At 66.5% G+C, this 23640-nt stretch carries 24 protein-coding genes; 7 read left to right on the plus strand and 17 right to left on the minus strand.

Annotation, left to right across the window (positions count from 1 at the left end):
- The first annotated feature begins 198 nt into the window (after positions 1 to 198).
- On the plus strand, positions 199 to 975 hold the full coding sequence (locus AC2EAL_RS10885; RefSeq protein ID WP_484724237.1) for an SDR family oxidoreductase: 777 nt from the start codon (positions 199 to 201) through the stop codon (positions 973 to 975).
- Here AC2EAL_RS10885 and AC2EAL_RS10890 read toward each other — a convergent pair.
- Positions 972 to 1436 carry a hypothetical protein gene (locus AC2EAL_RS10890; protein WP_484724238.1) on the minus strand — a complete coding sequence of 155 codons (465 nt, stop codon included), beginning with the start codon at positions 1434 to 1436 and terminating at the stop codon, positions 972 to 974. The two genes, AC2EAL_RS10885 and AC2EAL_RS10890, sit on opposite strands and share 4 nt — an antisense overlap.
- Positions 1437 to 1674: 238 nt before the next feature.
- Between AC2EAL_RS10890 and AC2EAL_RS10895 the strand changes: the two genes are divergently transcribed.
- The gene (locus AC2EAL_RS10895; protein WP_484724239.1) at positions 1675 to 2757 is read left to right on the plus strand and encodes an ABC transporter ATP-binding protein; all 1083 of its coding nucleotides are present in this window, start codon (positions 1675 to 1677) and stop codon (positions 2755 to 2757) included.
- 21 nt (positions 2758 to 2778) lie between these two features.
- Here the strand turns inward: AC2EAL_RS10895 and AC2EAL_RS10900 are convergent, their stop codons facing one another.
- The 3 genes from AC2EAL_RS10900 to AC2EAL_RS10910 all read right to left on the minus strand — a co-directional run bounded on the left by AC2EAL_RS10900 (position 2779) and on the right by AC2EAL_RS10910 (position 4313).
- Positions 2779 to 3453 (minus strand): helix-turn-helix transcriptional regulator, encoded by a 675-nt coding sequence (locus tag AC2EAL_RS10900; protein WP_484724240.1) that lies wholly within the window; start codon positions 3451 to 3453, stop codon positions 2779 to 2781.
- A gap of 32 nt (positions 3454 to 3485) precedes the next feature.
- The gene (locus AC2EAL_RS10905; protein ID WP_484724241.1) at positions 3486 to 3797 is read right to left on the minus strand and encodes a hypothetical protein; all 312 of its coding nucleotides are present in this window, start codon (positions 3795 to 3797) and stop codon (positions 3486 to 3488) included.
- 135 nt (positions 3798 to 3932) lie between these two features.
- Positions 3933 to 4313 carry a helix-turn-helix transcriptional regulator gene (locus AC2EAL_RS10910; protein ID WP_484724242.1) on the minus strand — a complete coding sequence of 127 codons (381 nt, stop codon included), beginning with the start codon at positions 4311 to 4313 and terminating at the stop codon, positions 3933 to 3935.
- Positions 4314 to 4455: 142 nt separating this feature from the next.
- Between AC2EAL_RS10910 and AC2EAL_RS10915 the strand changes: the two genes are divergently transcribed.
- Genes AC2EAL_RS10915 through AC2EAL_RS10935 form a run of 5 tightly spaced genes read left to right on the plus strand, consistent with a single transcriptional unit; the run spans position 4456 to position 8352 of the window.
- Positions 4456 to 4671: a twin-arginine translocase TatA/TatE family subunit gene (locus AC2EAL_RS10915; protein ID WP_484724243.1), complete on the plus strand. Its 216-nt coding sequence runs from the start codon at positions 4456 to 4458 to the stop codon at positions 4669 to 4671.
- Positions 4672 to 4696: 25 nt separating this feature from the next.
- On the plus strand, positions 4697 to 5281 hold the full coding sequence (gene tatB / locus AC2EAL_RS10920; protein WP_484724244.1) for a Sec-independent protein translocase protein TatB: 585 nt from the start codon (positions 4697 to 4699) through the stop codon (positions 5279 to 5281).
- A complete protein-coding gene (gene tatC, locus AC2EAL_RS10925; RefSeq protein ID WP_484724245.1) occupies positions 5278 to 6192 on the plus strand; it encodes a twin-arginine translocase subunit TatC in 915 nt (304 codons plus the stop codon). The genes tatB and tatC overlap by 4 nt, the downstream gene beginning before the upstream one ends.
- Positions 6189 to 7028, plus strand: a complete 840-nt coding sequence (locus AC2EAL_RS10930) for an ATP-binding protein (protein ID WP_484724246.1) — start codon at positions 6189 to 6191, stop codon at positions 7026 to 7028. Before tatC ends, AC2EAL_RS10930 begins: the two co-directional genes overlap by 4 nt.
- 52 nt (positions 7029 to 7080) lie before the next feature.
- Positions 7081 to 8352 (plus strand): hemolysin family protein, encoded by a 1272-nt coding sequence (locus AC2EAL_RS10935; protein ID WP_484724247.1) that lies wholly within the window; start codon positions 7081 to 7083, stop codon positions 8350 to 8352.
- 66 nt (positions 8353 to 8418) lie between these two features.
- Here the strand turns inward: AC2EAL_RS10935 and AC2EAL_RS10940 are convergent, their stop codons facing one another.
- The 13 genes from AC2EAL_RS10940 to AC2EAL_RS11000 all read right to left on the minus strand — a co-directional run bounded on the left by AC2EAL_RS10940 (position 8419) and on the right by AC2EAL_RS11000 (position 23464).
- Positions 8419 to 9591 (minus strand): peptidoglycan DD-metalloendopeptidase family protein, encoded by a 1173-nt coding sequence (locus AC2EAL_RS10940; RefSeq protein WP_484724248.1) that lies wholly within the window; start codon positions 9589 to 9591, stop codon positions 8419 to 8421.
- Between the two features lie 58 nt (positions 9592 to 9649).
- The gene (locus AC2EAL_RS10945) at positions 9650 to 10318 is read right to left on the minus strand and encodes a protein-L-isoaspartate(D-aspartate) O-methyltransferase (RefSeq protein ID WP_484724249.1); all 669 of its coding nucleotides are present in this window, start codon (positions 10316 to 10318) and stop codon (positions 9650 to 9652) included.
- Complete coding sequence (gene surE, locus AC2EAL_RS10950; RefSeq protein ID WP_484724250.1) at positions 10315 to 11100, minus strand: 5'/3'-nucleotidase SurE; 786 nt, start codon at positions 11098 to 11100, stop codon at positions 10315 to 10317. Before surE ends, AC2EAL_RS10945 begins: the two co-directional genes overlap by 4 nt.
- Before the next feature lie 149 nt (positions 11101 to 11249).
- The gene (locus tag AC2EAL_RS10955) at positions 11250 to 11903 is read right to left on the minus strand and encodes a YiiX/YebB-like N1pC/P60 family cysteine hydrolase (RefSeq protein WP_484724251.1); all 654 of its coding nucleotides are present in this window, start codon (positions 11901 to 11903) and stop codon (positions 11250 to 11252) included.
- A gap of 67 nt (positions 11904 to 11970) precedes the next feature.
- Entirely contained in the window at positions 11971 to 12777 is an 807-nt protein-coding gene (gene iolB / locus AC2EAL_RS10960) for a 5-deoxy-glucuronate isomerase (protein WP_484724252.1), read from the minus strand.
- A gap of 10 nt (positions 12778 to 12787) precedes the next feature.
- Positions 12788 to 13696, minus strand: a complete 909-nt coding sequence (gene iolE / locus AC2EAL_RS10965) for a myo-inosose-2 dehydratase (protein WP_484724253.1) — start codon at positions 13694 to 13696, stop codon at positions 12788 to 12790.
- Between the two features lie 7 nt (positions 13697 to 13703).
- Entirely contained in the window at positions 13704 to 15530 is a 1827-nt protein-coding gene (gene iolD / locus AC2EAL_RS10970; protein WP_484724254.1) for a 3D-(3,5/4)-trihydroxycyclohexane-1,2-dione acylhydrolase (decyclizing), read from the minus strand.
- Complete coding sequence (locus AC2EAL_RS10975; RefSeq protein WP_484724255.1) at positions 15527 to 17434, minus strand: bifunctional 5-dehydro-2-deoxygluconokinase/5-dehydro-2-deoxyphosphogluconate aldolase; 1908 nt, start codon at positions 17432 to 17434, stop codon at positions 15527 to 15529. Before AC2EAL_RS10975 ends, iolD begins: the two co-directional genes overlap by 4 nt.
- A gap of 73 nt (positions 17435 to 17507) precedes the next feature.
- Positions 17508 to 18338 (minus strand): MurR/RpiR family transcriptional regulator, encoded by an 831-nt coding sequence (locus AC2EAL_RS10980; protein WP_484724256.1) that lies wholly within the window; start codon positions 18336 to 18338, stop codon positions 17508 to 17510.
- 132 nt (positions 18339 to 18470) lie between these two features.
- Entirely contained in the window at positions 18471 to 19565 is a 1095-nt protein-coding gene (locus AC2EAL_RS10985) for a LysM peptidoglycan-binding domain-containing protein (RefSeq protein WP_484724257.1), read from the minus strand.
- A 204-nt stretch (positions 19566 to 19769) separates the two neighbouring features.
- On the minus strand, positions 19770 to 20864 hold the full coding sequence (locus AC2EAL_RS10990) for a peptidoglycan-binding protein LysM (protein ID WP_484724258.1): 1095 nt from the start codon (positions 20862 to 20864) through the stop codon (positions 19770 to 19772).
- 90 nt (positions 20865 to 20954) lie between these two features.
- Positions 20955 to 21146 (minus strand): hypothetical protein, encoded by a 192-nt coding sequence (locus tag AC2EAL_RS10995; protein ID WP_484724259.1) that lies wholly within the window; start codon positions 21144 to 21146, stop codon positions 20955 to 20957.
- A 2-nt stretch (positions 21147 to 21148) separates the two neighbouring features.
- Entirely contained in the window at positions 21149 to 23464 is a 2316-nt protein-coding gene (locus tag AC2EAL_RS11000) for a serine/threonine-protein kinase (RefSeq protein WP_484724260.1), read from the minus strand.
- Between the last annotated feature and the right edge of the window lie 176 nt (positions 23465 to 23640).

Genomic DNA, 23640 nt, shown 5'->3' on the forward strand with positions numbered 1-23640 from the left:
CCCCGCGGGTTGGTGCGGTTTTCTAGCGGAGCGCTGGCGCGCGAAGACTCTTTGTCTCGTCGTCGGCCTTCGCCTCCTCCTCGGGCGTTGGGGGTTCCCCCCAAACCCCAGAGTATTTGTGACAAGGGCAAGGGGCAGGGGTGTTGCCCTTGGCCAGCCGACTGTTAGGCTCTCGGGCAAAGCCGGGAGGGTTGGCGCATGGATCTGGGGATTGCAGGGAAACGGGCGCTGGTCTGCGCCTCGTCCAAGGGGCTGGGGCGTGGCTGTGCCGAGGCCCTGGCCGAAGCCGGGGTCGATCTGGTGATGAACGCCCGTGGGGCCGAGGCGCTGGAGGCTGCGGCCACCGACATCCGCGCGCGGTTTCAGGTCAACGTGGTCACGGTGGCCGCAGACATCACCACCGAGGCTGGCCGCGCGGCAGTGCTGTCGAAGGGCCCGTTCGACATCCTGGTGACCAACGCAGGCGGCCCGCCGCCCGGGATGTGGTCGGACTGGGGGCGCGAGGATTTCATCAAGGCGCTCGACGCCAACATGCTGACGCCCATCGCGCTGATGCAGGCGGTCCTGCCCGGGATGATGGCGCAGGGCTGGGGCCGGGTGGTCAACATCACCAGCGTCTCGGTGAAGGCGCCGGTTCCGGTCCTGGGCCTGTCGAACTCGGCCCGGGCCGGGCTCACCGGCTTTGTTGCGGGCACGTCGCGGCAGGTGGCAGGGAAGGGGGTCACGATCAACAACCTCTTGCCCGGCATCCACGCGACCGACCGGGCAATCGCGCTGGACAGTGCGGTGGTGAAGGCGCGCGGGATCACGATGGACCAGGCCATCGAAGAGCGCGCCGCCACCATCCCCGCCGGTCGCTACGGCACGCCGGCGGAGTTCGGGGCAACCTGCGCGTTCCTCTGTTCGCAACACGCAGGTTTCATCGTCGGGCAGAATGTCCTGCTGGACGGCGGGGCCACCAACACCACGCTTTAGAAGTAGCGCCGGCGTCTGCCTGGATCGACCACGCCCAGCGTGGCCAGCGAGCTTGCCCCCAGGACCCAGACCCAGGCGCCAGAGCCGAGCATGTGGCTGGCCATGTCAGGGACAGTCGAGCCCGACAGGGACAGCCCGGCCGCTTCGGGCTGGCGCAGGAGCGTGATCATCGCCCAGGCGACCAGCGCCACCGGCAGCGCGCCGGTCAGGAAGGCCAGAAGCCGGGATTCGCGGCCGAATAGGCCGAATAGGACGAAGAGCGCGGCCATCACGAAGGAGCAGCCATAGGCAATGGTCTCGGGCCGGGCGTCGGCAAGGATCGCCTGGGCACCCGCCGCGTCAAGATCGCGCAGGACGGTCCAGGGCACGACATTTTCGCCGAAGGGCGAAGACAGCCAGGGAAAGAACAGGCTGGCCAGAATGGCCAAGGCAGACACAAGAGCAAGGGGACGCGACAGCATGGCAGCACCTGATGGTTTTTTATCTATTTGGAAAAGCAACCACTTCGCCAGATTCTCGTCAAATTTCTGCTGCAAATGGGGCCGGACTGGATCGCCCGGCGCATCAATCCCGGCCCGCGCTTCGGCTTTGGTGCGGCACCTTGTGCAGTCCGCCCAGGGTGCGCCTGATTCGGGTCCGGTATTGCCCGGCCCGACTGGCACTGCTAGGGGAAAGCCTGAGCGATTTCGTTGAGTATCCATGCCCGACCGTCCCCCGCTGCGTCTGGAAGTGTCGAACCTGTGCCGGTCCTTTGGCGGCCGGACGGTGGTCGATGGGGTCTCGTTGTCGGTCGCGGCGGGGCAAGTGACCTGCCTTCTGGGGCCCTCGGGCTGCGGCAAGTCGACGACGTTGCGGATGATCGCGGGCGTCGAACGCGCCGATGCGGGCGAGGTGCGGCTCGATGGCCAGGTGGTCGCGGGGCCGGGCGTCCATGTCCCGCCCGAGGTGCGGTCGGTGGGGCTGATGTTCCAGGACTTCGCGCTGTTCCCGCATCTGACGGTGGCCGAGAACGTGGGTTTCGGCCTGCGGGTCGACCGGGCGGAAAAGACGCGGCGGGTCGATGCGCTGCTGGAAAAGGTCGACCTGAGCGGCTTTGGCCCGAAGCACCCGCACCAGTTGTCGGGGGGCGAACAGCAGCGCGTGGCGCTGGCCCGGGCCCTGGCGCCGAACCCGCGGGTCATGCTGATGGACGAGCCGTTTTCGGGCCTCGACAACCGGCTGCGCGACGGCATCCGGGACCGGACGCTGGACCTGCTGAAAGAAGCGGGGGCTGCGGTCCTGCTGGTCACGCATGAACCCGACGAGGCGATGCGGATGGCCGATGAGATTGCGCTGATGCGGGGCGGACGGATCGTGCAGAAGGGCGCGCCCTACAACGTCTACAACGCGCCGGTCGACAAGGCGGCGGCGGCCTTCTTCAGCGATATCAACGTGATCCGTGGCACCTCGAAGGGCGCGCTGACCGAGACGCCCTTCGGTGCCTTCCTGACCCCGGGTCACAAGGACGGGGCCGAAGTCGACATCGTGATCCGCCCGCAGCACCTGCGCATCGACTTTGACCGGGGGGGCCGGGGCCCGAACCCGACGCCGGAAGACGGCACGCCCGCGCGCGGCACGGTTTTGCGCAGCCGCTATCTGGGCCGTGAAAGCCTGGTCGATTTCGCGATGGACTTCGAGGGCGCGCGCCTGACTGCCAGCGTACCGGGGGTCTTCCTGCCGAAGCCCGGGACGGTGCTGTGGCTGATGATCCGCCGCGACCGCTGCTTTGTGTTCGGGGTCTAGCTGCCGGACGCGTCAAGGCGATCAATTGCCGTGCAACCGCCGCCAGTCGGCTAGGGTTCGGCCGGGTTCCTCGGGGAACGTCCCGCCCGCTGGGGACAGTGTCCCGATCCGGTCGACGCGGAAGCTCCGGAAATCGCCGCGCGTTTCGCACCAGGTGGCCAGCGTCCAGACCCGGCCCCAGAACTCCAGGACCAGGGGGCGGACCGTGCGGCTGCTGTCGTTGCCCTCGGTATCGCGGTAGGTCAGAAGCAGACGCTCGCGCAGGCGGATGGCACGGCGCAGGGCGGGCAGGTGGCGGGCGGCGGCCATGGCCTCGCTGCCAGGGAAGACCCAGGTTTCCGCCCCCGCGCCCTCCAACAACCGCGCGGGCAGGACGGCAGCGATCTTGCCCGAAAGGCTACCCGCCGCCTGCGCCAACGAGGGGTCGGCCCCCCGGGTGACCAGCTGCAGGCCCAGCGTCAGGGCCTGCACCTCGTCAGGCGTCAGTGTCAGCGGCGGCAAGGTGATCGGCTCGCGCAGGATATAGCCCACGCCACGCTCGCCCTCGACCGGCAGGCCCGAGGCGATGAGCGTCGCCATGTCGCGCCAGAGCGTGCGGGTCGAGACCTCCAGCCGGTCGGCCATGTCGCGGGCGGTGTGGAGCCGCCCGTCGCGCAGGATCTGGATCAGGTCGAACAGGCGGTCGGTGCGGCGCATGGGTCAAGGGTGACGCGTCCCGGGGGCGCCGGTCAATCCATCGCGAAGGCGATGGTTTCGTGGCGCAGAATGGCGGATGGGCTGTCGATCAGCGCCATGAAGGGGTGGAAGGCGGGGTCGACCATCACGGCGGGGGGCGCGGCATGGGCAGCGGTCATGCTGGCCCAGGTGACGGCGTCGGTCCAGCGACCGTCCTCGCCCTTTGTCAGGCGGCGGGCGACAAAGCCCGGCTGGCTGCGGACCAGTGCTTCGGTCCCGCGGGCGGCAGCCAGGAAGGTGGCCTCGTCCGCGCCGGAGACGAGGGCAAAGGTGACGTATTCGATAACTTGGGATTCGGGGGGCATCAGTCTCTCCATCGGTTGCGATGGGACGGGTATGGCAGGGGCCAACTGACAACAGCCTGGCAGTAACGGTCGCGCGGGGGGCAAAAGTTTTCGAAAACTCTTGCAAAATCCTTTGAAGGATTTTGTCCCCTCCTGTCAGCCGTCCGTCTCGATGCCCGACTGAGGCAGAAGGGTCGCGACCTTGTAGAGCAGGCTCTTCGCCGCCTTGGCGCGTGGGTTGCCGTCCTGGCCCACATGCCGCAGGCCCTCGACCAGCGCCTCCAGCTCTTCCGGGGTCAGCATGGTGGGCGGCAAGACCAGGGGTGAGCGCAGCATGTAGCCGAGGCCACGTTCCCCGGTCACCGGCATCCCGGTGGCAGCCAGCATCTCCATGTCGCGCCAGATCGTGCGGGTCGAGACCCCGAGTCGCTGGGCCAGTTCCGCCGCCGTGTGCAGCCGCCCATCGCGGAGTTCCTGGACGATGTCGTAAAGGCGCGCGTCGCGTTTCATGGGCTTTTCCAGGCGTAGGGCGGGCATTCCTGCCCACCTTACTGACAAAATACTGTCAGTTGTGTGCCCTGCGCAAGCTGCTTGCCTCTTGGAACCGGCACGGCAGGGGGCATAACTGGGGTCAGTTTCGCCATTTGCCCCGCACTGGGGCCAGAGAAGGGGGTCTCCCATGTTCAACAATATCGGCCTGCCGGGCCTGCTCTTGATCGCCGTCGTCGTCCTTGTCCTGTTCGGCAAGGGCAAGGTTTCCAGCCTGATGGGCGAGGTCGGCAAGGGCATCACCGCCTTCAAGAAGGGCGTGAACGACGGCTCCAAGGAGATTGAGGACGCCAAGGTCGCCGAGGCCAAGGACGTGACGCCTGCCGCCGAGAAGGACAAGGCCTGAGGCCTGACCTTCGGGGGACTGAGATATGGATTTCAGCTGGTCCGAACTTCTGGTTGTCGGCATTGTCGCGCTGGTCATCATCGGCCCGAAAGACCTGCCCGGCATGTTCCGCGAGCTTGGCCGCTTTACCGCCAAGATCCGCGCGATGGGCCGCGAGTTCAGCCGCGCGATGGAGCAGGCCGCCAAGGAGTCGGGTGTCAAGGATGTGGCCGACGACCTGAAGAAGGTCGCCTCGCCAAAGTCCATGGGGCTGGATGCAGTGAAATCCGCTGCCGACAAGTTCGAGAAGTGGGATCCGCTGAAGAACCGGGCCGAACCGACCAAGCCGCTGACCCCCGCGCCGATGCCAGCTAGCCCCGCCCCGGTGGCTGCAGCCGCCGTGGCGCCTGCGGCAGAAGCCGCAGCGGATCCGGCCGCGTCAGTCGGGCCGAATACCGCGGCGCTTTACGAAAAGCAGGCGGCCCGCAAGGCGGTCGTGGACGAGGCTGCGGCAAAGCTGAAGTCGATCTCGACCGACCCGGCCCCCGCTGCCGCTGCTGCCGCCCCGGCCAAGAAAAGCCCGGGCCGCACCCGCAAGAAACCCGCAACCACGGGCGGTGACGAGGCATGAGCGCCAAGGACGATATCGAAGACAGCTCGGCCCCCCTGGTCGAGCACCTGATCGAACTGCGCAACCGGATCATATGGGCGGTTTCGGCGTTCCTTGTGGCGATGATCCTGTGCTTCTTCGTTGCCGAGCCAATCCTGGACTTCATGCTGACCCCGATCGAGCATTCGATGCGCGAGCTGGGCGATCCGAACCCGGTGATGCAGTACACCGCGCCGCAGGAATACTTCTTCACCCTGGTCCATATCTCGGTCGTGGCCGGGCTGATGGTCAGCTTTCCCGTCATCGCCTACCAGCTATGGCGGTTCGTGGCGCCAGGCCTGTACCGCAACGAAAAGCAGGCCTTCCTGCCGTTCCTGATCGCCTCGCCCGTGCTGTTCATCATCGGTGCGGCCTTTGCGCATTATGTCGTCACGCCGATTGCGATGACCTTCTTCCTGGGGTTCGCCGATGCCTTTTCGGTCGTCACCGCGCTGATCCCGGGTCTGGGCAACGCGCCTGCCGATGCTGTCACTGCCACGGCCCCAGTGGTCGACACCGGGATCGACATCGTCTTCCAGGGGAAGGTGAACGAGACGCTCGACATCAGCCTCAAGCTGATCCTGGCCTTTGGCCTGTGCTTCCAGCTGCCGGTCCTTCTGACGCTGATGGGCAAGGCGGGGCTCGCGACTTCGGCGGGGCTTGCGAACATGCGCCGCTACGCGATCGTCGTCATCCTGCTTGTCGCGGCTCTGGTGACCCCGCCCGACGTGATGAGCCAGCTGATCCTCTTCTTCGCGGTCTATCCGCTGTACGAAGTGTCGATCTTCCTGATCCGCCGGATCGAAAAGCGGCGCGAAGCGGACCTGCGGGCCCAGGGTCTGTGGGATGACGAGACCGACGGACCGTCCGACACGGCAGAGCCCAAGGCATGACCGACCCGCTGGACCGGATCGCGGCCGCGCTGGAGCGTCTGGCCCCGGCCCCGATGCCTGCCCCGGATTACACCGCCGAGGCCTTCGTCTGGCATACCCAGCCCGACCGGCTGGAACCTGTGGCGCATGTTGCCCGTGTCGACATCGGGCTTCTTGTCGGCGTGAACAGGTCACGCGACACGCTGCTGGAGAACACCCGCCATTTCGCCGCCGGGCTGCCGGCGAACAACGCGCTGCTCTGGGGTGCGCGGGGGATGGGAAAGTCTTCGCTGGTCAAGGCGGTCCACGCCGCCGTCCGCGCCGAGGGGCATGACCTGAAGATCGTCGAACTCAGCCGCGAAGACCTGCCGTCGGTGCAGCGCCTGCTTTCCCATCTCCGCGCCGCGTCGCACCGGTTCCTCCTCTTCTGCGACGACCTGTCGTTTTCCCATGACGACCAGCACTACAAATCGCTGAAGGCCGTTTTGGACGGGGGCATCGAGGGGCGGCCGGAAAACGTGCTGTTCTACGCCACGTCGAACCGTCGCCACCTGATGCCGCGCGACATGATCGAGAACGAACGTTCGACCGCGATCAACCCGTCCGAGGCGGTGGAGGAAAAGGTCTCCCTGTCCGACCGCTTCGGGTTGTGGCTGGGCTTCCACCCTTGCAGCCAGGACGACTACCTGGAGATGATCCGCGGCTACTGCGCGGCGCATGGGGTGCGCGTGCCCGACGACCGCCTGCATGCCGAGGCGATCGAGTGGCAGGCAACCCGCGGTGGCCGTTCGGGCCGGGTCGCCTGGCAGTTCTTCTGCGACCTTGCTGCGCGCGAAGGCGTGCGCATCCGGGCGTGACATGTGATCTTCACTTGCAGAGCCGTGCAACTCGCCTTAGGCGATAAAGACGATGCTCACTGAAATCCTTGTCATCCTGGCCCTGATCGTCCTGAACGGCGTTCTTGCCATGTCCGAGCTTGCCATCGTCAGCGCCCGGCCCGCGCGGCTGAAGTCGCTGGAAGGCAAAAGCCGTGGCGCGCGCATGGCGCTGCGGCTGGCCGAACATCCCGGCCGGTTCCTGTCCACCGTGCAGATCGGCATCACTGCCGTCGGCGTGTTGTCCGGTGCCCTGTCCGGGGCGACGCTGGGCCTGCGGCTGGAAGGCTGGCTGATCGCGCGGGGCGTGGATGCAGACTGGGCGCAGACCCTGGGCGTTGGCGGGGTGGTCGTTGCCATCACCTATGTCAGCCTGATCGTGGGCGAGCTGGTGCCAAAGCAGCTTGCGCTCCGCAATGCCGAAGGCGTCGCCATCCGCATGGCCCCGGCAATGACCTTCCTGTCGGTGATCGGTGCGCCGCTTGTGTGGTTCCTCGACAAGTCCGGCAGGCTTCTCCTCTGGCTGCTTGGCCAGCGCGGGACCAGCGAGAATCGGGTGACCGAAGAGGAAGTGCACGTCCTGCTGGCCGAAGCCCACGAAGGCGGCGTGCTGGAAACCGAAGAACGCGAGATGATTACCGGCGTCATGCGCCTGTCGGACCGCACCGCCCGCGCGCTGATGACCCCACGGCACGAGGTCGAGATGCTCCCGCTGGAGGCGACGGGGGCCGAGGCGGTGGCGGCGATCCGCAAGGTCGCGCGCCCCCGGATGCCGGTCGCCAATGCCGAAGGCGACGTGGTGGGCATCGTGCTGCTGTCGGACGCCTTCCAGGTTGTCTCGCGCCGCGAAACCCTGGACCTGAAGGCCCTCTTGCATGAGGTGCCTGTCGTCTCTGACAGAACTGAAGCATTGGATGTGCTGGAAATCCTGCACAAGTCGGACCACCACCTCGCGCTGGTCTATGACGAGTATGGCCATTTCGAGGGGATCATCACCACCGGCGACGTGCTGGAGGCGATCACCGGGTCAGTCGCAGCCAGCGATACCGATGAACCCGCGATGGTCGAACGCGCGGACGGCAGCTATCTGGTGGCGGGCTGGATGCCGGTCGACGAATTCTGCGACCGGCTCGGCCTGCCGCGTGACATGGCGGGGGAATACGATACCGTCGCGGGCCTGATCCTGCACCAGTTGGGCCAGATCCCTGACCTCGGCGCCAGCTTCACTGCCGAGGGCTTCCGGTTTGAGGTGATCGACCTGGACGGCCGCCGCATCGACAAGGTCCTGGTCTCGCAGGTTGCCTGACCGCAGCACGATCTTTCTGCGAAAGATCGCACCCCGAATTTTCGCAGAAAATTCGTCCCCGCCGACCTACTGCAGGAAGCCCATCGGATCATAGCTTTTCTTCGACGTGTCGCGCACCTCGAAGTGGACAAAGGCCGGATCGCCCGCGGCGACCTTGCCGATCTCCTGCCCGCGCTTGACCTTGTCGCCCTTCTTCACCGCCATCCCGCTGACGCCCACATAGACGGTCAGCAGGTTCCCGGCGTGGCGGACGATCACGATGCCCTTGCCGTTGGTGTCGGACGAAATCACTGTCACGGTCCCGGCGTCCGCCGCCTTCACCGCAGTCCCCGGCGCTGCCGCGATGTCGATGCCCTGGTTCTTCTTCGCGTCATAGCCGCGGATGATCTTGCCCGCGACCGGCATCGTCATCTTGGTGGTGGTCGTCGCCTCGGCACCCAGGTCGGGCGAGGGCGGGGTGGCTTTGGGCTTGGTGCCGCTGGCCTCGGTCTTCTCGTCCGGCAGGGGCTTCTTGGCCGAAGGCGGCTCGGGCGTCGGGCTGCCGGCGCCGGGTGCGCTCGGCACCGGTTCCGGGTCCGGGGCCGGTGCTGTTGCGATCGGGATGATCAGCGTCTGGCCCTCGCGCACCGCCATGTCGGGGCCCAGCTGGTTCCAGTCCGCCAGCGCCTTGGCCGAGACGTTGTAGGCCCGCGCAATGGTGAAGGCTGTCTCGCCCCGCGCAACGCGGTGGGTCGCGGGCTGGCCCGAGATCGGCTTGGACGCTGCCGGAGAGGACGCCACGGGCGTCGGTCCCGCCTCGTCCAGTGCCGTGGTCGCAATGGCCGAGATGTCGACCGAACCCGAGCCGCCGGGCAGGGGGGCGGCACCTGCGATCACCGGCGGCTGTGGGGTCGCCGACACGCGGTCGGGTAACAGCAGCATCTCGCCTTCGCGCAATGGGTCGGTCGGGCGCAGCGCATTGGCGCGGGCCATCGCCTCGGGGCTGACCCCCAGCCGGCCTGCCATGCTGGCCACCGTCTCGCCGCGCCGGGCTGTCGCCAGCTGGTAATCGGGGTAAGAGATGATGCCGTTCTGGTCCGGCGTGGGGGCTGCCGCCGTCGCCTGGCGCGCGGCCTCGGAGGTGGCACCGCCACCGCGTCTTAGGTCCCAGTCCAGGGCTCCGGTGTCGATGCAGCCCGAAAGGGCCAAAACGCTGGCGCCAAGCACGAAGCTTGTCCGAAGTCCGTTGGTTCTTGCCATCTCGTCCCGCCTGATTGTCCGCCGCCCGGGTTTGGCCCGGTTGTCTCGGGCAGCAATACTACTCGGAGCCCATGCCCTCTACCAGTGGGACAAAGCGCACTGGGCGAAGTTCCTCGTAATCAAACCCGCGTGAGGTCCGGGTGACCTTGATCAGCGCCTGCACCGCATCGGACTGGCCCACAGGCACGACCATGATCCCGCCGGGCTTCAGCTGTTCCAGCAGGGGGCCAGGCGGGTCCTCGGCCGCCGCGGTCACGATGATCCGGTCGAACGGCGCCTGGTCCGGCAATCCGTGCGAGCCGTCCGCCGGGATCGCGGTGATGTTCACCAGGTCCAACTGGCGGAACAGCTCCGCCGCCTCGCGCACCAGGCGGCGATAGCGGTCGACGGTATAGACCCGCCGCGCCAGTTGCGACAGGACGGCGGCCTGGTAGCCCGAGCCGGTGCCTACCTCCAGGACCGTGTCGCGCGGGTTCACTTGGAGCGCTTGCGACATCAACCCCACGACCGAGGGCTGGCTGATCGTCTGGCCGCAGGCGATGGGCAGCGGCATGTCCTCATAGGCCCGGTCGGCAAAGACATTTCTCACGAACAGCCCGCGGTCGATCCGTTCCATCGCGGTCAAGACGCGGGTGTCGGTCACCCCGCGCGACCGCAACTGGAACAGAAAGCGCATCTTGCGTTCGGCAAGCTCGGAGGTCGGGTCGTCCTCCGCTCCTTCGGTCATGCCAGCCTCGCCTGCAGATCGGCCAGAAGGTCATGCGCCGTCAGGTCCGCGCGCATCGGGGTGACCGAGATATAGCCGTCCAGGTTCACCGCCGCGTCCGTCCCGGGCAGGGTCGGCGTGTGCTGGGTGCCGCCCTTGATCCACAGGAAGCGCTTGCCCGAAGGCGAGATGTGCGGGTCCACGGAAAAGGCCGTGTCGCGGCGGAAGCCCTGTGCGGCGACGCGGGTCCCCTTCGTCGTGGCCGCAGGCAGCGGCGGGAAGTTCACGTTGTAGAAGACGCGGTAGTCGTCCTGCGTCCACAGCCCCTTGTCGAGCAGTGCGCGGACCACGCCCGCCCCATGGACCCGGGCGCTTTCGAACGGATCGGCGAGCTTGGCATTCTCCGGCCCGAAGAACTGCGACAGCGCAATCGCCGGCACGCCTTGCAGCGCCGCCTCCATCGCCCCGCCGATGGTGCCGGAATAGAGCACGTTTTCCGCGGCGTTGTTGCCCCGGTTGACGCCGGACAGCACGAGATCGGGCCGCGCGCCGTCCAGGACGTCGTAGATCGCTGCCAGCACGCAGTCGGCAGGCGAGCCTTCGGCGGCAAAGCGGCGGGGGCCAAGCTCGGCGATCAGCATCGGATGGGTATAGCTGATGCAATGGCCCACGCCCGACTGCTCAAAGGCAGGGGCCACGGTCCAGACTTCTCCGTCCGGTCCTGCAATTTCGGTGGCGATTTCGGTCAGAACCTCAAGCCCCGGCGCGTTGATGCCGTCGTCATTGGTGATCAGGATGCGCATCTGTCGGGGGTTCCTTCCGGCTCGCCCCTGATTAGACGAGCCGCAGGCCACCTTCAACGGCAAAGGGCGGCTCCTCGTTCGACTTCGTCTCCTCGTCGCAGGCTTCCCCGCAAGCGAGGAGTGACGAAGTCATCGACGAGCGGCCCCGGTCAGGGCGCGAAGCTCGTGTAGACAAGCTTCAGCCGGTCGTCCTCGGCCACGGCTTGCGGGGTGACGAGGGGTTCGTCCCGGATCAAGGCGAGGCAGCTTTCCGCGTCCTGCGCCTGACCGTCCGCGCAGGCCGGATGCGACTGCCAGCGATCCTCGATCAACTCGCGCACGGCGGCGCTGTCGAGGTTCAGGTCGCCCAGCCGCTGAACCTCGCCCAAGGCCACGTCCATCCCGTCCCGGAACGCGATATGCACCAGCTCGCTGCAGTACAACACGTCCTCGGTCTGGTAGAAATACGGGTCATAGCCCTTGCCGAAATGGCCACGCGCCGCCGTGGTCACGGCCAGCGCCTGCGCCTCGGTCAGCCCCTCCATCCGGTAGACCGCGACGTCGCCGCCTTCCCCCTGCGCCACCCAGTCCGCCAGCGGCGTCTCGCGCGTGGTCCGGACTGCCTCCAGCACCACCGGATCACCGCCGGCATCGAAATCCACGATGCCGACATGGGTGAACGGGCTGTCGGTGGCCAAGAGGATCGCCAGCGACTGCGCCGAGCGGGAATTCTGGAAGATCACATCGCCGCGCTGCAGGTCCGGCAGGTCCTGCGCGCGGGCCGGCAGGGCGATCAGCAGGGCAAGGGCAACAAGGCGGATCATGACGGTGGCTCCAATGACCGGCCAAGCCTAGTCCGCCCGGCCAGGGGATGCCAGTCACGTTCCCCGGTCACGCGTCGCGTTGCGCGATCCAGTCGTGATCCGGGTCGTTCTTGAACCGCCACTTGCGGATCGGCCCGGCCATCACGTTCAGATAGTACATCTCATAGCCATAGGGCGCGCCGCAGGGGTGGTGACCCTTTGGGACCAGCACGACATCGTGGGACTTCACCGCCATCGTCTGATCCAGCGCCCCGTCCTCGGTATAGACCCGCTGGATGCCGAAGCCCTGGCCCGGGTTCAGCCGGTGGTAATAGGTCTCTTCCAGATAGGTCATGTTCGGAAAGTCGTCCTCGTCATGCCTGTGGGACGGGTAGGACGACCAGTGCCCGGCCGGAGTGAACACCTCGGTCACGAGCAGGCTGTCCGCCACGTCCAGCGCTTCCATTGCGATGTTGTTCACGTAGCGCGTGTTCGTCCCCTTGCCGCGCGGGGTCAGGGTGATCCCCTCCGGCCCCAGACGGCGGGCCGGGTGGTTGCCTTTCCCCGGAGCCTTGCAGACCCCGATGGTGCAGGCGGTGGTGGCCACGGCCTTCCACTGGCTGCGGTTCGGGACGTACAGGCAATGCGGCGGGGTCTTTTCGAAGACATCCATCCGCTCGCCCATCTCGCCCCAGTCCTGGCCTGCCGCCTGGACGCGCGCCTTGCCCTCGACGATCACCAGGATCACCTCGGTCTCGCCGGTCAGCTCCTCGGCCACATCTCCGGGTTCCAGCCGGTACAGAGTAAAGCCGACATAGCCCCAGCCCGCGCTTTCGGGGGTGATCTCATGCACCTTGCCGCGGGTGCCGGTGGGGTGGCGGAGGAGGTCGGACATGTGGGCTACCTCAGGGACGGGAGTTGTCGACGGTCAGTCCCGCCTTGGCGCAGACCTGCAGGATGTGTTTGTAGCCCATCTTCGAGTATTCATAGGGCGGAGCCTTGGCCGGGTCCTGCTCGGCCTCGACCACGATCCAGCCGTGGTACTCCATCGCGCGCAGCTTGTCGGCCACCGCCTGGAAGTCTATGCAACCATCGCCCGGCACGGTGAAGGCCCCGGCGATCACGGCGTCGAGGAAGCTGCGGTTGTTCTTCCGCACATCGGCCACGACTTCGGGCCGGATGTCCTTGAAGTGGACGTGGTGGACGCGGTCAGCCCAGGTGTTCAGGACCCGCATCACGTCTGCGCCCCCAAACAGCAGGTGCCCGGTGTCGAAGAGGAGCTTCACGTCCGGCGTGGAGCCTTCCATCAGCGCATTCACATCGTCCTCGCTCTCGATGAACGACCCCATGTGGTGGTGGTAGGCCAGCGTGACGCCTTGGTCGGCCATCCACTTCGCCAGCTCCGACAGCTTCGCGCCATAGGCCCGCACGTCGGCAGCCTGGAACTTCGGGCGGTTGTTCACTGGCACCGCAATGTTGCCCTGCACGGTGTTGGAACATTCCGCATAGACGATGCAGGGGGCTTTCAGGGCCGCGAACTGCTCCACCTGCTGGCGGATGGCCTCAATCTCCGTCTTCACGTCGTTTATGAGGAGATTGCCGGAACACCAGCCGCCGCAAAGGAAAAGTCCGTTTGCGTTGAGGTAACTCCGCAGCCCCTCGGTGTCCGCCGGCATCCGCCGCCCGCGTTCGACGCCGGTGTACCCGATCTCCCGCGCTTCGCTCAGCGCCTGCTCCATCGTGTAGGCGGCGGTCAGGTCCGGCAGGTCGTCGTTCTGCCAGGAGATGGGGGAGATCCCGATCTTGATGCTCATCTTGTCCTCAGTTCACAAGCCATTGGGCGCGGGCGCCCGCCTCGAATTCCTTGCGGGCCGCATCCACTTCCTTGCGGGTGGACACTTCGGGCACGCCCACTTCCCACCACGACCCACCTGCACCTGTCCCCGGACCCGGATCGCTGTCGATCACGATCACCGTCGGCACGGACGCGGTGCGCGACGCAGCCAGCGCCGCTTCCAGCTCGGCAATCCCGCCCGCCTTGACCACATTCGCCCCCATCGACCCGGCATGGGCGACGAAGTCGATGTGCGACGGGTTCACGTGGTAGCTGTCGTCGAGAAGGTTGTTGAACGGCGCGCCGCCGGTGTGCTTCTGCAGCCGGTTGATGCAGCCGAAGCCGCGGTTGTCGGTCAGGACCACCGTGAAGGGCACGCCCATCATCACCGCCGTCGCAAGCTCGGAGTTCGCCATCATGTAGGACCCGTCGCCCACCATGCAGATCACGTCGCGGTCGGGGCTTGCCATCTTGATCCCCAGGGCCCCCGCGATCTCATACCCCATGCAGGAGAACCCGTATTCCATGTGATAACCGCCCTCGGACCCGCGCCAGAGGACGTGGAGGACGCCCGGCATCGACCCGGCTGCGCCCATCACGATGGTCTTCGGCGTGGCGCTGCGGTTCACTGCGCCGACTACCTGAGCGTCGGAGGGCAACTGGTTCCCCTTCGGCGCGGCGAACAGCGCGTCAGTCGTGTGGAACCAGGCATCCCGCGCCGCGAAATCGGGGTCGGCGAAGCGGTGCTCGCCGAGGGCTGCCGACAGCTTTTCCAGCGCGACCTTGGCGTCGGCCACCAGCGCCTGCGCCCCACGCTTGCCCGCGTCGTAAGCCTGCACGTTGACCGAGATGATCTTGCGGCCCGGCTTCTTGAAGATGGTCCAGCTGCCGGTGGTGAAGTCCTGCAGCCGCGTGCCCACGGCCAGCACCACATCCGCCTCGGCGGCGAGCTTGTTGCCGCAGTCCGACCCCGTCACGCCGGGCGAGCCGAAGTTGAGCCGCTCTTCCCAGGCAACCGCACCTTTCCCGGCCTGGGTTTCCACCAGCGGAATGTTGTGGCTGCGGGCGAAGTCCAGAAGCGTCTGCTCCGCGCCGGAATAGATCACGCCCCCACCCGCCACGATCAGCGGGGTTTTCGCGGCCTTCAGCGCGGCCACGGCGGCCTCCAGTTCGCGCTGGTCGGGTTCCGGGCGGCGGATGTGCCAGACCTTCGGCGTGAAGAATTCCACCGGGTAATCATAGGCTTCGGCCTGGGTGTCCTGGCAGAAGGCCAGGCAGACCGGCCCGCAGGTCGCCGGGTCGGTCATCACCTGCAGCGCACGGGGCAGGGCGGTCAGGATGTGCTCGGGTCGGCTGATCCGGTCGAAGTAGCGGACCACCGGGCGGAAGCAGTCGTTGGCGCTGACGATCCCGTCGCCGAAATCCTCGACCTGTTGCAGCACCGGGTCCGGCGCGCGAGAAGCAAAGACATCGCCGGGGATCAGCAGCACCGGCAGCCGGTTCACCTGCGCCAGCGCCGCCGCCGTCACCAGGTTCGTCGCCCCCGGCCCGATGGACGTGGTCACCGCCATCGCCTTCCGCCGCCGGGACGCCTTGGCATAGGCAATCGCGGTATGCGCCATCGTCTGTTCGTTGTGGCCCCGCCAGGTCGGGATCGCGTCGCGGTGGGTCTCCAGCGCTTCGCCCAGGCCGGCCACGTTGCCGTGGCCGAAGATCGCCCAGACGCCCTCGATGAAGCGGGAGCCATCCTCGGCCTGTTGCAGGGACAGCCAGCGCACCAGAGCTTGGGCAGCAGTCAAACGGATCGTGGTCATTTCTTCCCTCCCTGGCGCGCGGCGTCCCAGGTGTGGGACAGGCGCGCAAAACGGTCTGACATCTGGGCGACGGCGTCCGCGTCGGTCATCTGGCCCTTGAACCAGGCCCGCGCGGCATCGCCAAAGATCGTGCGGCCGATGGCGAAGCCTTTCACCAAGGGCTGCCGGGCCGCAAGGGCCAAGGAGGCCGCAAGGTCCTCTTCCTTGGCATCGAGCCCCAGCACCACGACACCCCGCACATGCGGGTCGTTCTTCGTGATGGCGGTGCAGGCGTTGTCCCAGGCTTTCGCGGTCGCAAACGGCTCCAGCTTCCACCAGTCTGGGTAAACGCCCAGATCGTAGAACCGCTGGATCACCTGCGAGCTGGTGTCGTCGTTCACCGGGCCCACTTTCGACGGGATGATCTCCAGAAGCATCTCCAGCCGGTTGCGGCGGCAGGCGTGGAACAGGCGGCGGACCGTGTCCTCTTGCGCGGCCTTGGTCGCCGCGTCGTCGTCGGGGTGGTAGAAGCACAGAACCTTGACCACATGCTCCAGCGGCCATTCCTGAAGGCCGCCGAAATCAGGGCCAAGCTCGGGTTCAAGCGTCAGGGGACGCGAGCCCGGCCATTCCACCGGCCGTCCGATCCAGAGGCCGGTGCCTGCCGCCTGGAATAGCGCATCGCGGCCCAACCGGTTGTCGCAGAGGACTCCATAGCCCGGCTGGCCGTTTGCCACCTGAAGCGCGGCTTGCAGGCAAAGCTGCTTGAACGCCCCGATCTTCTTCGGGTCCGCGCCTTCCATCTGCTCCAATTGCATCCGGTGGTCGAAGGCGAAGACGCGCATTGTCGACCAGTCCTTGTGCCGGTTGGTCGCCCAGTGGACCTGCTCCAGCGCCGCATCCTTGCGCAGCGCCTTTTCCACGACGCCGCGGGACAAGAAGAACTGCAGTTCCTCCCAGGACGGATAGGCCGGGGTGCAGCCGTGGCGGGAGACGGCGAAGGCCCCGCAGGCGTTGGCGTATTTCAGGGCGGTGGGCCAGGGTTCACCGTCGAGCCAGCCTTTCAGAAGGCCCGACATGAACCCGTCGCCCGCGCCAAGGACGTTGAACACCTCGATCGGGAAGCCCGGGCCGCTTTCGCCGTCATCAAGCGAGTCCGGCACCGCGCCGGTGAAGGCCACCGCCCCCATCGGGCCGCGTTTGCAGACGAGGGTGGCTTTGCTCACCGCCCGAACGGCGCGGAGGGCCGCGATTGTGTCAGTGGTGCCGCCCGCGATATGGAACTCTTCCTCGGTCCCGACGATCAAGTCGAAAAGGTGCAGCGTCGATTGCAGCTTCGCCGTGACCTTGGCGCTTTCGATGAACCGGCTTTCCCCGTCGCCGTGCCCGGCCAGCCCCCAGAGGTTCGGGCGGTAGTCGATGTCCAGCGCCGTCTGCAACCCGTGCTTTCGCGCCAGGTTCAGCGCCTTCAGCACCGCCGCCTCGGTTCGGGGATTGGAAAGGTGCGTCCCCGTGGCGACAACGGACCGGGCCTCGGCGATGAAGCCTTCGTCGATGTCATCCTCGCACAAGGCCATGTCGGCGCAGTTTTCCCGGTAGAAGATCAGCGGGAACTGCTTGTCGTCGCGGATGCCCAGAAGGACCAGCGCCGTCAGCCGCTCCGGATCCGTCTTCACGCCCCGGACGTCGACGCCTTCCTTCGCCAGCTCCTCACGAATGAAGCGGCCCATGTGTTCGTTGCCGACCCGCGTGATCAGCGCCGACTTCAGGCCCAGCCGCGCCGTTCCTGCCGCCATGTTGGTGGGCGAGCCGCCGATGTACTTCTGGAACGACCCCATGTCCTCCAGCCGCCCGCCGACTTGCGCGCCGTAAAGGTCGACCGAGGAGCGGCCGATGGTGATGACATCCAGGGGTTTTTGGGACATGGGCAGCTCCGACCGGGGTCGAGTCGCCCCTGTGCATAGAACATTTATTCCAAATCCGCGAGTCGCGAAAGCGCTAAGTTTCGCGTCGGGCGGCGACGGCCACGGCCAGAGCCAGGGCAAGGGCAATCGCCGCCGACAACGACCGGAACGCACCGAAGTCGATCTCGGTCACCGTCAGCACCGTATCCGCGATCCCCGCAAGCCGCGCGGCAGGCGGGTCGGTCAGAAGGACCACCGGCAAGCCCCCCTCACGCGCATCGGTGGCAAGCGTCAGCGTCTCGTCGGAATAGGGCGCGAAGGTGATCGCCAGCAGCGCATCGCCAGGCTGCAGCGTGGACCTTTGCCCCAGCCCTGCCACCCCATCGTGCAACAGCGCCGGAACGCCCAGCTTGTCAAAGACATAAGCCAGGTAGCTTGCCACCGGGAATGATCGCCGGAAGCCGGCCAGATGGATGGTGCGGGCGCGGGACAGCAGGGTAACTGCTTGATCCAGCGCAATTTCATCCAGATCCCGGGCCAGGGCTTCCATCGATTGCCGCCCGGCCTCGACAAACTCGGCCACCAGGGTCGAGGGGTGGCCGACCCCGCCCGCCTTCAGGTTCGCGAGCCGCGTCGCATAGTCGGGGGCGGGGCGCGACAGCACCTCGCGGAACAGGCGCTGCATCTCGGCATAGCCGGAAAAGCCCATGATCTGGCAGAACCGCATCATCGCCGAGGGCGGCACACCGGCGCTTTGGGCGACCTGGGCCACGGTGGAGAGCGCAATCGTGTCCATGTGCTGCCCGATGTGGTCGGCGCATTGCTGCAACCGGCGCGGCAATTGGCCGTCCAGCTCGGCCAACCGCGCCCGGAAGGCGTCGATCGACTGCGGCGCTGCGCTTGCAGCGGGGTCATCCTTCGGCATGGGCGGGTCCAATCCCTTTGGCCGGCCTACCATAACACATGGAACGTACGTTCCAAGCGACATCCGCCACAAAAACACAAGGCCCCGATCCTTGCGGACCGGGGCCTTAGCCGCGGGGGATGGAGGTCCCGCTTACTGTTTCATGCCGTTGAACTCGGCGAGGCCCGTTGCCAGGATGTCATACCATTCGCCCGACTCGCGCATCTCGGTGATGCCGCGGTTCAGCATGGCGATGTAGACCCGACCGCGCGGATTGGTCTTCGAGGTCAGGAAGTGGTAAGAGATGAAGGTCGTCAGCGCCGGGTTGGTCACGATCTTGTCGGTCGCGTCCAGCTCCTTGAAGTTCGAAACCGAGGTTTCGGTCTCGATCGAGTAGATGTCGACTTCGCCCTTCAGCAGCAGTTCGGCGCAGTCGAGCGGGTTTTTCGGCTGGACATATTCCACCACCGGCGGCGTCAGGCCCTGCACTTCCAGGTCGCCCAGCGGCCAGGCCTCCGGCCGGCAGATCTTGGCGCCGGTGTAGTCGGCGAAGGACCGTGCTTCGGCAAACTTGCTGTCGGGCAGTGTGTTGAAGGTGTAGGCCGCCTCGTAGATCGGCAGCGAGAAGTCGAAGTCGGTGCACATCCGGGCCGAGAACTCGCCCAGCATGTCCAGCTTGGAACAGTCCGGCGATTCCCAGGCGATGGACACGTCGAACGAGCCCGAAGGCAGAAGCACGTCGATGTGCGACATCCAGTCGTCAACATACGAGATCTCGTAATCCCGGTCGTTGCCGCCGCGCTGCATCGCGGTTGCGGCCATGCGCACGAAAATGCCGCCGCCGGTCAGCGATTCATCGGTGAAGGGCGCCCAGTTGTTCGAGGTGACGAACTTCAGCGGCGGCTCGTACACGTCCGACTTCTTGGGGGCGGCTTCCTGCTTCTCGGTCTCCTGCTGGATGACCGAGCTCAGCTCCTGGTCCGGGGTCAGGCGGCCGTCCTCGCAGGGCAGGATCAGTTGCAGACCTGCCGCAAGGCTGTTCGGGCTTGCCGCCAGCGCATCGCGGTTGGCGTTGAAGATCATCTGGTAGTCGAAGGTGCCGTAGGCGGCCTGGGCGATCGAGCCCAGCGTGTCGCCGTCCTTGACGGTGTAGGTGGTGCAGGCTTCCTGAGCGGATGCGATGACGGGCAACGAGATCATCGCAGCCGCCAGGAAAGGAAGCCGGTGCAGGTGCGAAGCGGGTCTCATGAGGAGCATTCCTTCCTGGGGCCGTGAGCGAGACTGAAAACTGGCGGAAATCGAAACAATACTAGCGTTGATACACCATATAGTTGCATAGATGGCGCGATTATGGCGCTGGCGTGGTCATTGTCGGTTAGGACGCAAGTCCACGTGATCTGCGCCGCAACGACACAAACGGGGCGTCAGCGTTGCCGTAACGGCCATCATGGCTCACTCCTGTCCACGTTGCCGCGCCAGCGCGGTCGAGACGATCTCGTACCATTCTCCAGACTGGTACATCTCGATCAGACCGGCATCGAGCTGGCCCAGCATCGCCACCGCGCGGGGGTTCGACTTGTGCGCAATGACATGCAGGCTGACGATGGTCGACAGGTGCGGGTTTGCGCCGACCGTCTGGATCAGGCCCAGTCGGGAAACGGTCGCATCGCCAACCTCGGAATCGACCGACACCAGATCGACCTCGCCGGCAGTCAGCGCCCGGAAGCAGTCCTCGACATCCTCGCTGCGCACCAGGGTGATGGTCGGTGCGGTCAGCCCGGCTGCATCCAGCACGCCGGTGGTATAGCCCTCGGGCCGGCAAATCCGCTTGCCCGCGAAGTCGGATGCCTTGGTCACTTCCAGAAGGCCGCTGTCGCGGGTGGCAAAGAAGCCGTCGACGATTTCGTAGAACGGGGCCGAGAAGGCAAAGTCGGTGCAGCGCGCCTGGTCGCCGGGCGACAGCATCGTGCCTTCGCAATCCGGGCGGACCCAGGGAAAGCTCAGGTCATAGGCACCCGACGGCAACAGCGCGTCGATATGGGCCTGCCAGTCGTTCACGAAGCTGAGGTTGTAGGCAATGCCCGGATCAGCGCGGAAGGTCGCCATCTCGACCAGCTGGGTCATCATCCCGCCGCCCGGCAGCGACTCGTCGGTAAAGGGCGCATGGCCGTTGCCGGTGACCATGGCGATGGGCCGTTCCGCCGGTGCGGTCGCCGTGGCTTCGGTCGCTGCTGCTGCCACCGGAGTTACCGTTTCAGGCGCAGGTTCCGCAGCGGCAACGGTCGCCGCCGCTTGGTCTTTGGGGTCGCAGGGCAGGGTCAGCGTCGTGCCGATCTCGATGATGTCGGCCTTTTCGCCGATCTTGTCGATATTGGCCTCATAGATCAGCCGATACAGGTCGGCATCGCCATAGGCATCGCGGGCGATGTAGCGCAGGTTGTCGCCGGCGACGACTGTATAGGTCGAACAGGCCTCTTGCGCCTGTGCCGCGACGCCGGTCAGAAGCAGAGCCGTGCTGCAAAGAAAGGTTTTCCGCGCGAAAGTCATTGTCCCTTGCTCCTTCTTCAGGGCGCCTGCTTGCGCGGCCAGCCCGGGCCTCTTGGCCTCACTTGTCCTCATCTCGGTCCTGCTCTGCCCTCACGGCGGGGCAGAGCTGCCGCCAAATCCGGTTCGCTGCGCTCGGCTGATCGCCCGGTCCAGCGCCCGGACCAGCGGGTCAAGCGAGGCCGCCTTTGCATCCGCCGCACCTGCCTGCGCAGCGAGCGCCACCGGCAACGGTCCGTCCTGCTCTGCAGCGGGGGACAGGGGGTGCCGCACTTCGCGTGCCATCCTTACGGGGTCCCGGCCGGGACAAGCTGCATCGTGGCCGCATCCACGTTGCCGTTCCGCACGATCGAGAATTCGCTTTGGATCGCCTTGTTGTTCACCAGTTCGGCGAGGATGGTTTCCAGCGAGGTCGGGCCGTCCAGCGGCGTGCCCGTCGCCTTGTCGCGGAACAGCACGTCACCCAGCCGCAGCGAGGTCATCTCGGGCTTGTCCACCCCTGTCACCACGCTTTGCCAAACGCCGTCGACGGTCGCGGTCCGTACCGTCACGCCGTTCGACAGGCTGACCAGGCGCACGGCATCGACGGTCAGAAGCCCAGTTTCGCGGGCACCGCCCTGTCCGGAGTAATCCGCCACCATGCGGGCGCGGCCGTCGGGGTCGACTTTCATCGCGTTCAGGATTGCGGTGGTCAGGGCATTGGCCGACGGCGTCGGCGTGCCGTTGATCGAGTGGATCACGATCCCTTGCCGCAGCCAGGTGCCAGCGGTTTCGGGGTCAATCGTCGGGGACAGCCGGATAATGACAGCGGCAGGCTTGCCGTCGGCCAGGCGGTCATCTGCCGTGAAGGGCAGTACGACATCCCAGGCCGCGAAGGCCACCTGCATTTCGGCCGGGTTGCCGACCGGGGCAGGGGCGACAGCGACATCGGGTTCTGCTGCGGGTTCAGGTTCGACTGCGGGGGCTGCCGCGACCTCGGGATCTGCTCCTGCCGTTTCGACTGGGGCCGGCTCGGGGTTCGCGGGCTCAGCCGCTGCAGTTTCGACCGGCGCAGGTTCGCTCGTGGCTTCGGCAGTATCGGTCTGCGGTGCCGGATCGGTTGCGGGTTCAACGGTCGTCGCGGCGGTCTCTGCCTCCGGCGCCACGGCCTCCGCTTCTGCCGAGGCCTGGGCGGTTTCGGTCGCCGAAGCGGTCTCGGTCGCGGTTTCGGTTGCCGTGTCCGTCGCCGGTGCGGCGTCGGGGGCCGGTTCCGGTGTTGTTGCCGCCGCGTCGGTCGCAGGTGCTGCCTCTGTCGTCCCGGTGGTGGTCCCGGCCGTCGCCTCGGGCGTGGGATCGTTCGTGGTCGTCGCGGCAACATCAGCCGTCTGGGCCGCGGCCGCTTCGCCGGTTATCGGGGCGACGTCCTCTGCTCCTGTCGGAGCGGTGGGGCTGCTGCCAAACATGACATAGGCCCCGCCCGCAATTGCCAGCGCGAAGGCCCCGCCCGCCAGCATCGGCAGCGGGCTTTTCCGCCGCGCCGCCGGCGCAACCGGCTGCGGACGCGACGCGGCCTTGGCCGCCGCGACCGGCTCTGCCGCCACCGGCTCGGCCTGCGCCGCCTCGGCCTGGAAGTCGCTCAGCACCCGCTGCACTGCCGCCTCGGTCCCCGGGGCCGGTTCCGCCACTGCCACGGGGTTGCCGACGAACATCGCCAGCCATTCATCCGACGTCTGCAGCCGCTGCTTCGGCAGGGTGCACATTGCGCGGTCGATCGCCTCCAGGAAGCCGACCGGATAGCCCGCAAAGCGACCGGCCAGCGGCACGTAAGGATCGGGCCGGTCCTCGGCCAAAGCCCCCAGCCGTGCCTGCCCGTTCACCGGGGCCTCGTCCGAGATCAGGTGGTACAGCGTCGCGCCAAGCGCATAGAGATCGCTCCACGGTCCCTGTTCGGACCCGGCGATGTAGAATTCCTGCGGGCTGTAGCCGTCCTTCACCACCCGCAGCGCCGACATCGCGCGGTTGGTCTGGCTGGCCTTGTCCCGCGCCGCGCCGAAATCGATCAGGATCGGCTCGCCCTTCTTGTCGACCAGCACGTTGTCCGGCGAGATGTCGCGGTGCAGCATGTCATTCTGGTGGATGAAACCCACCGCCTTGATCAGCTTTTCCGTGATCTCGACGATCTGTGCAGGCGCCGGCCGCTCGCCTTCGCCGTCGATGATCTGCTGCAGATCCAGCCCGTCGATGAAATCCAGCGCCATGTAGGCGGTGCCGTTGTCCTCGAACACCTGATGCACGCTGACGATGTTCGGATGCACGATCTTTGCCAGGTTCCGCGCCTCGCGCACGAAGAGCTGCACGATCGACCGCAGTTCCGCGGTATGGGCGCGCGACCGGGCGGCCACCATGACCTTCGACCGGCGGCAGACCGAGGACGGGAAGCATTCCTTGATGACGACGTCGCGGTCCAGGCTGTCCTTGGCAAGATAGGTGATCCCGAACCCGCCCGAGTTCAGGTAGCGCGTGATCGTGTACTGGCCCTTCAGAAGCTTGACGCCAGGCTGCAACTCATCGATCAGGTCATCAACCTCATCGACCACGGGATCCACCGCTTTTTGTTGCGCCATTTCGTTCATCCTTCAGGCAAAGATACCGATGTCCGACGCTTTCTGACCAATCCAAGGCTGCAAATCCCCCGGACGGCCTCTGGCGCAGAGACAATCGTCCACACAAACGCACCAATTCACGGCTTCTGTGATGGTTGTGGAACGGGGCGAAAATGGGGCGATCCAGAGGAGATTTG

Source organism: Tabrizicola sp. T74, assembly GCF_057219935.1.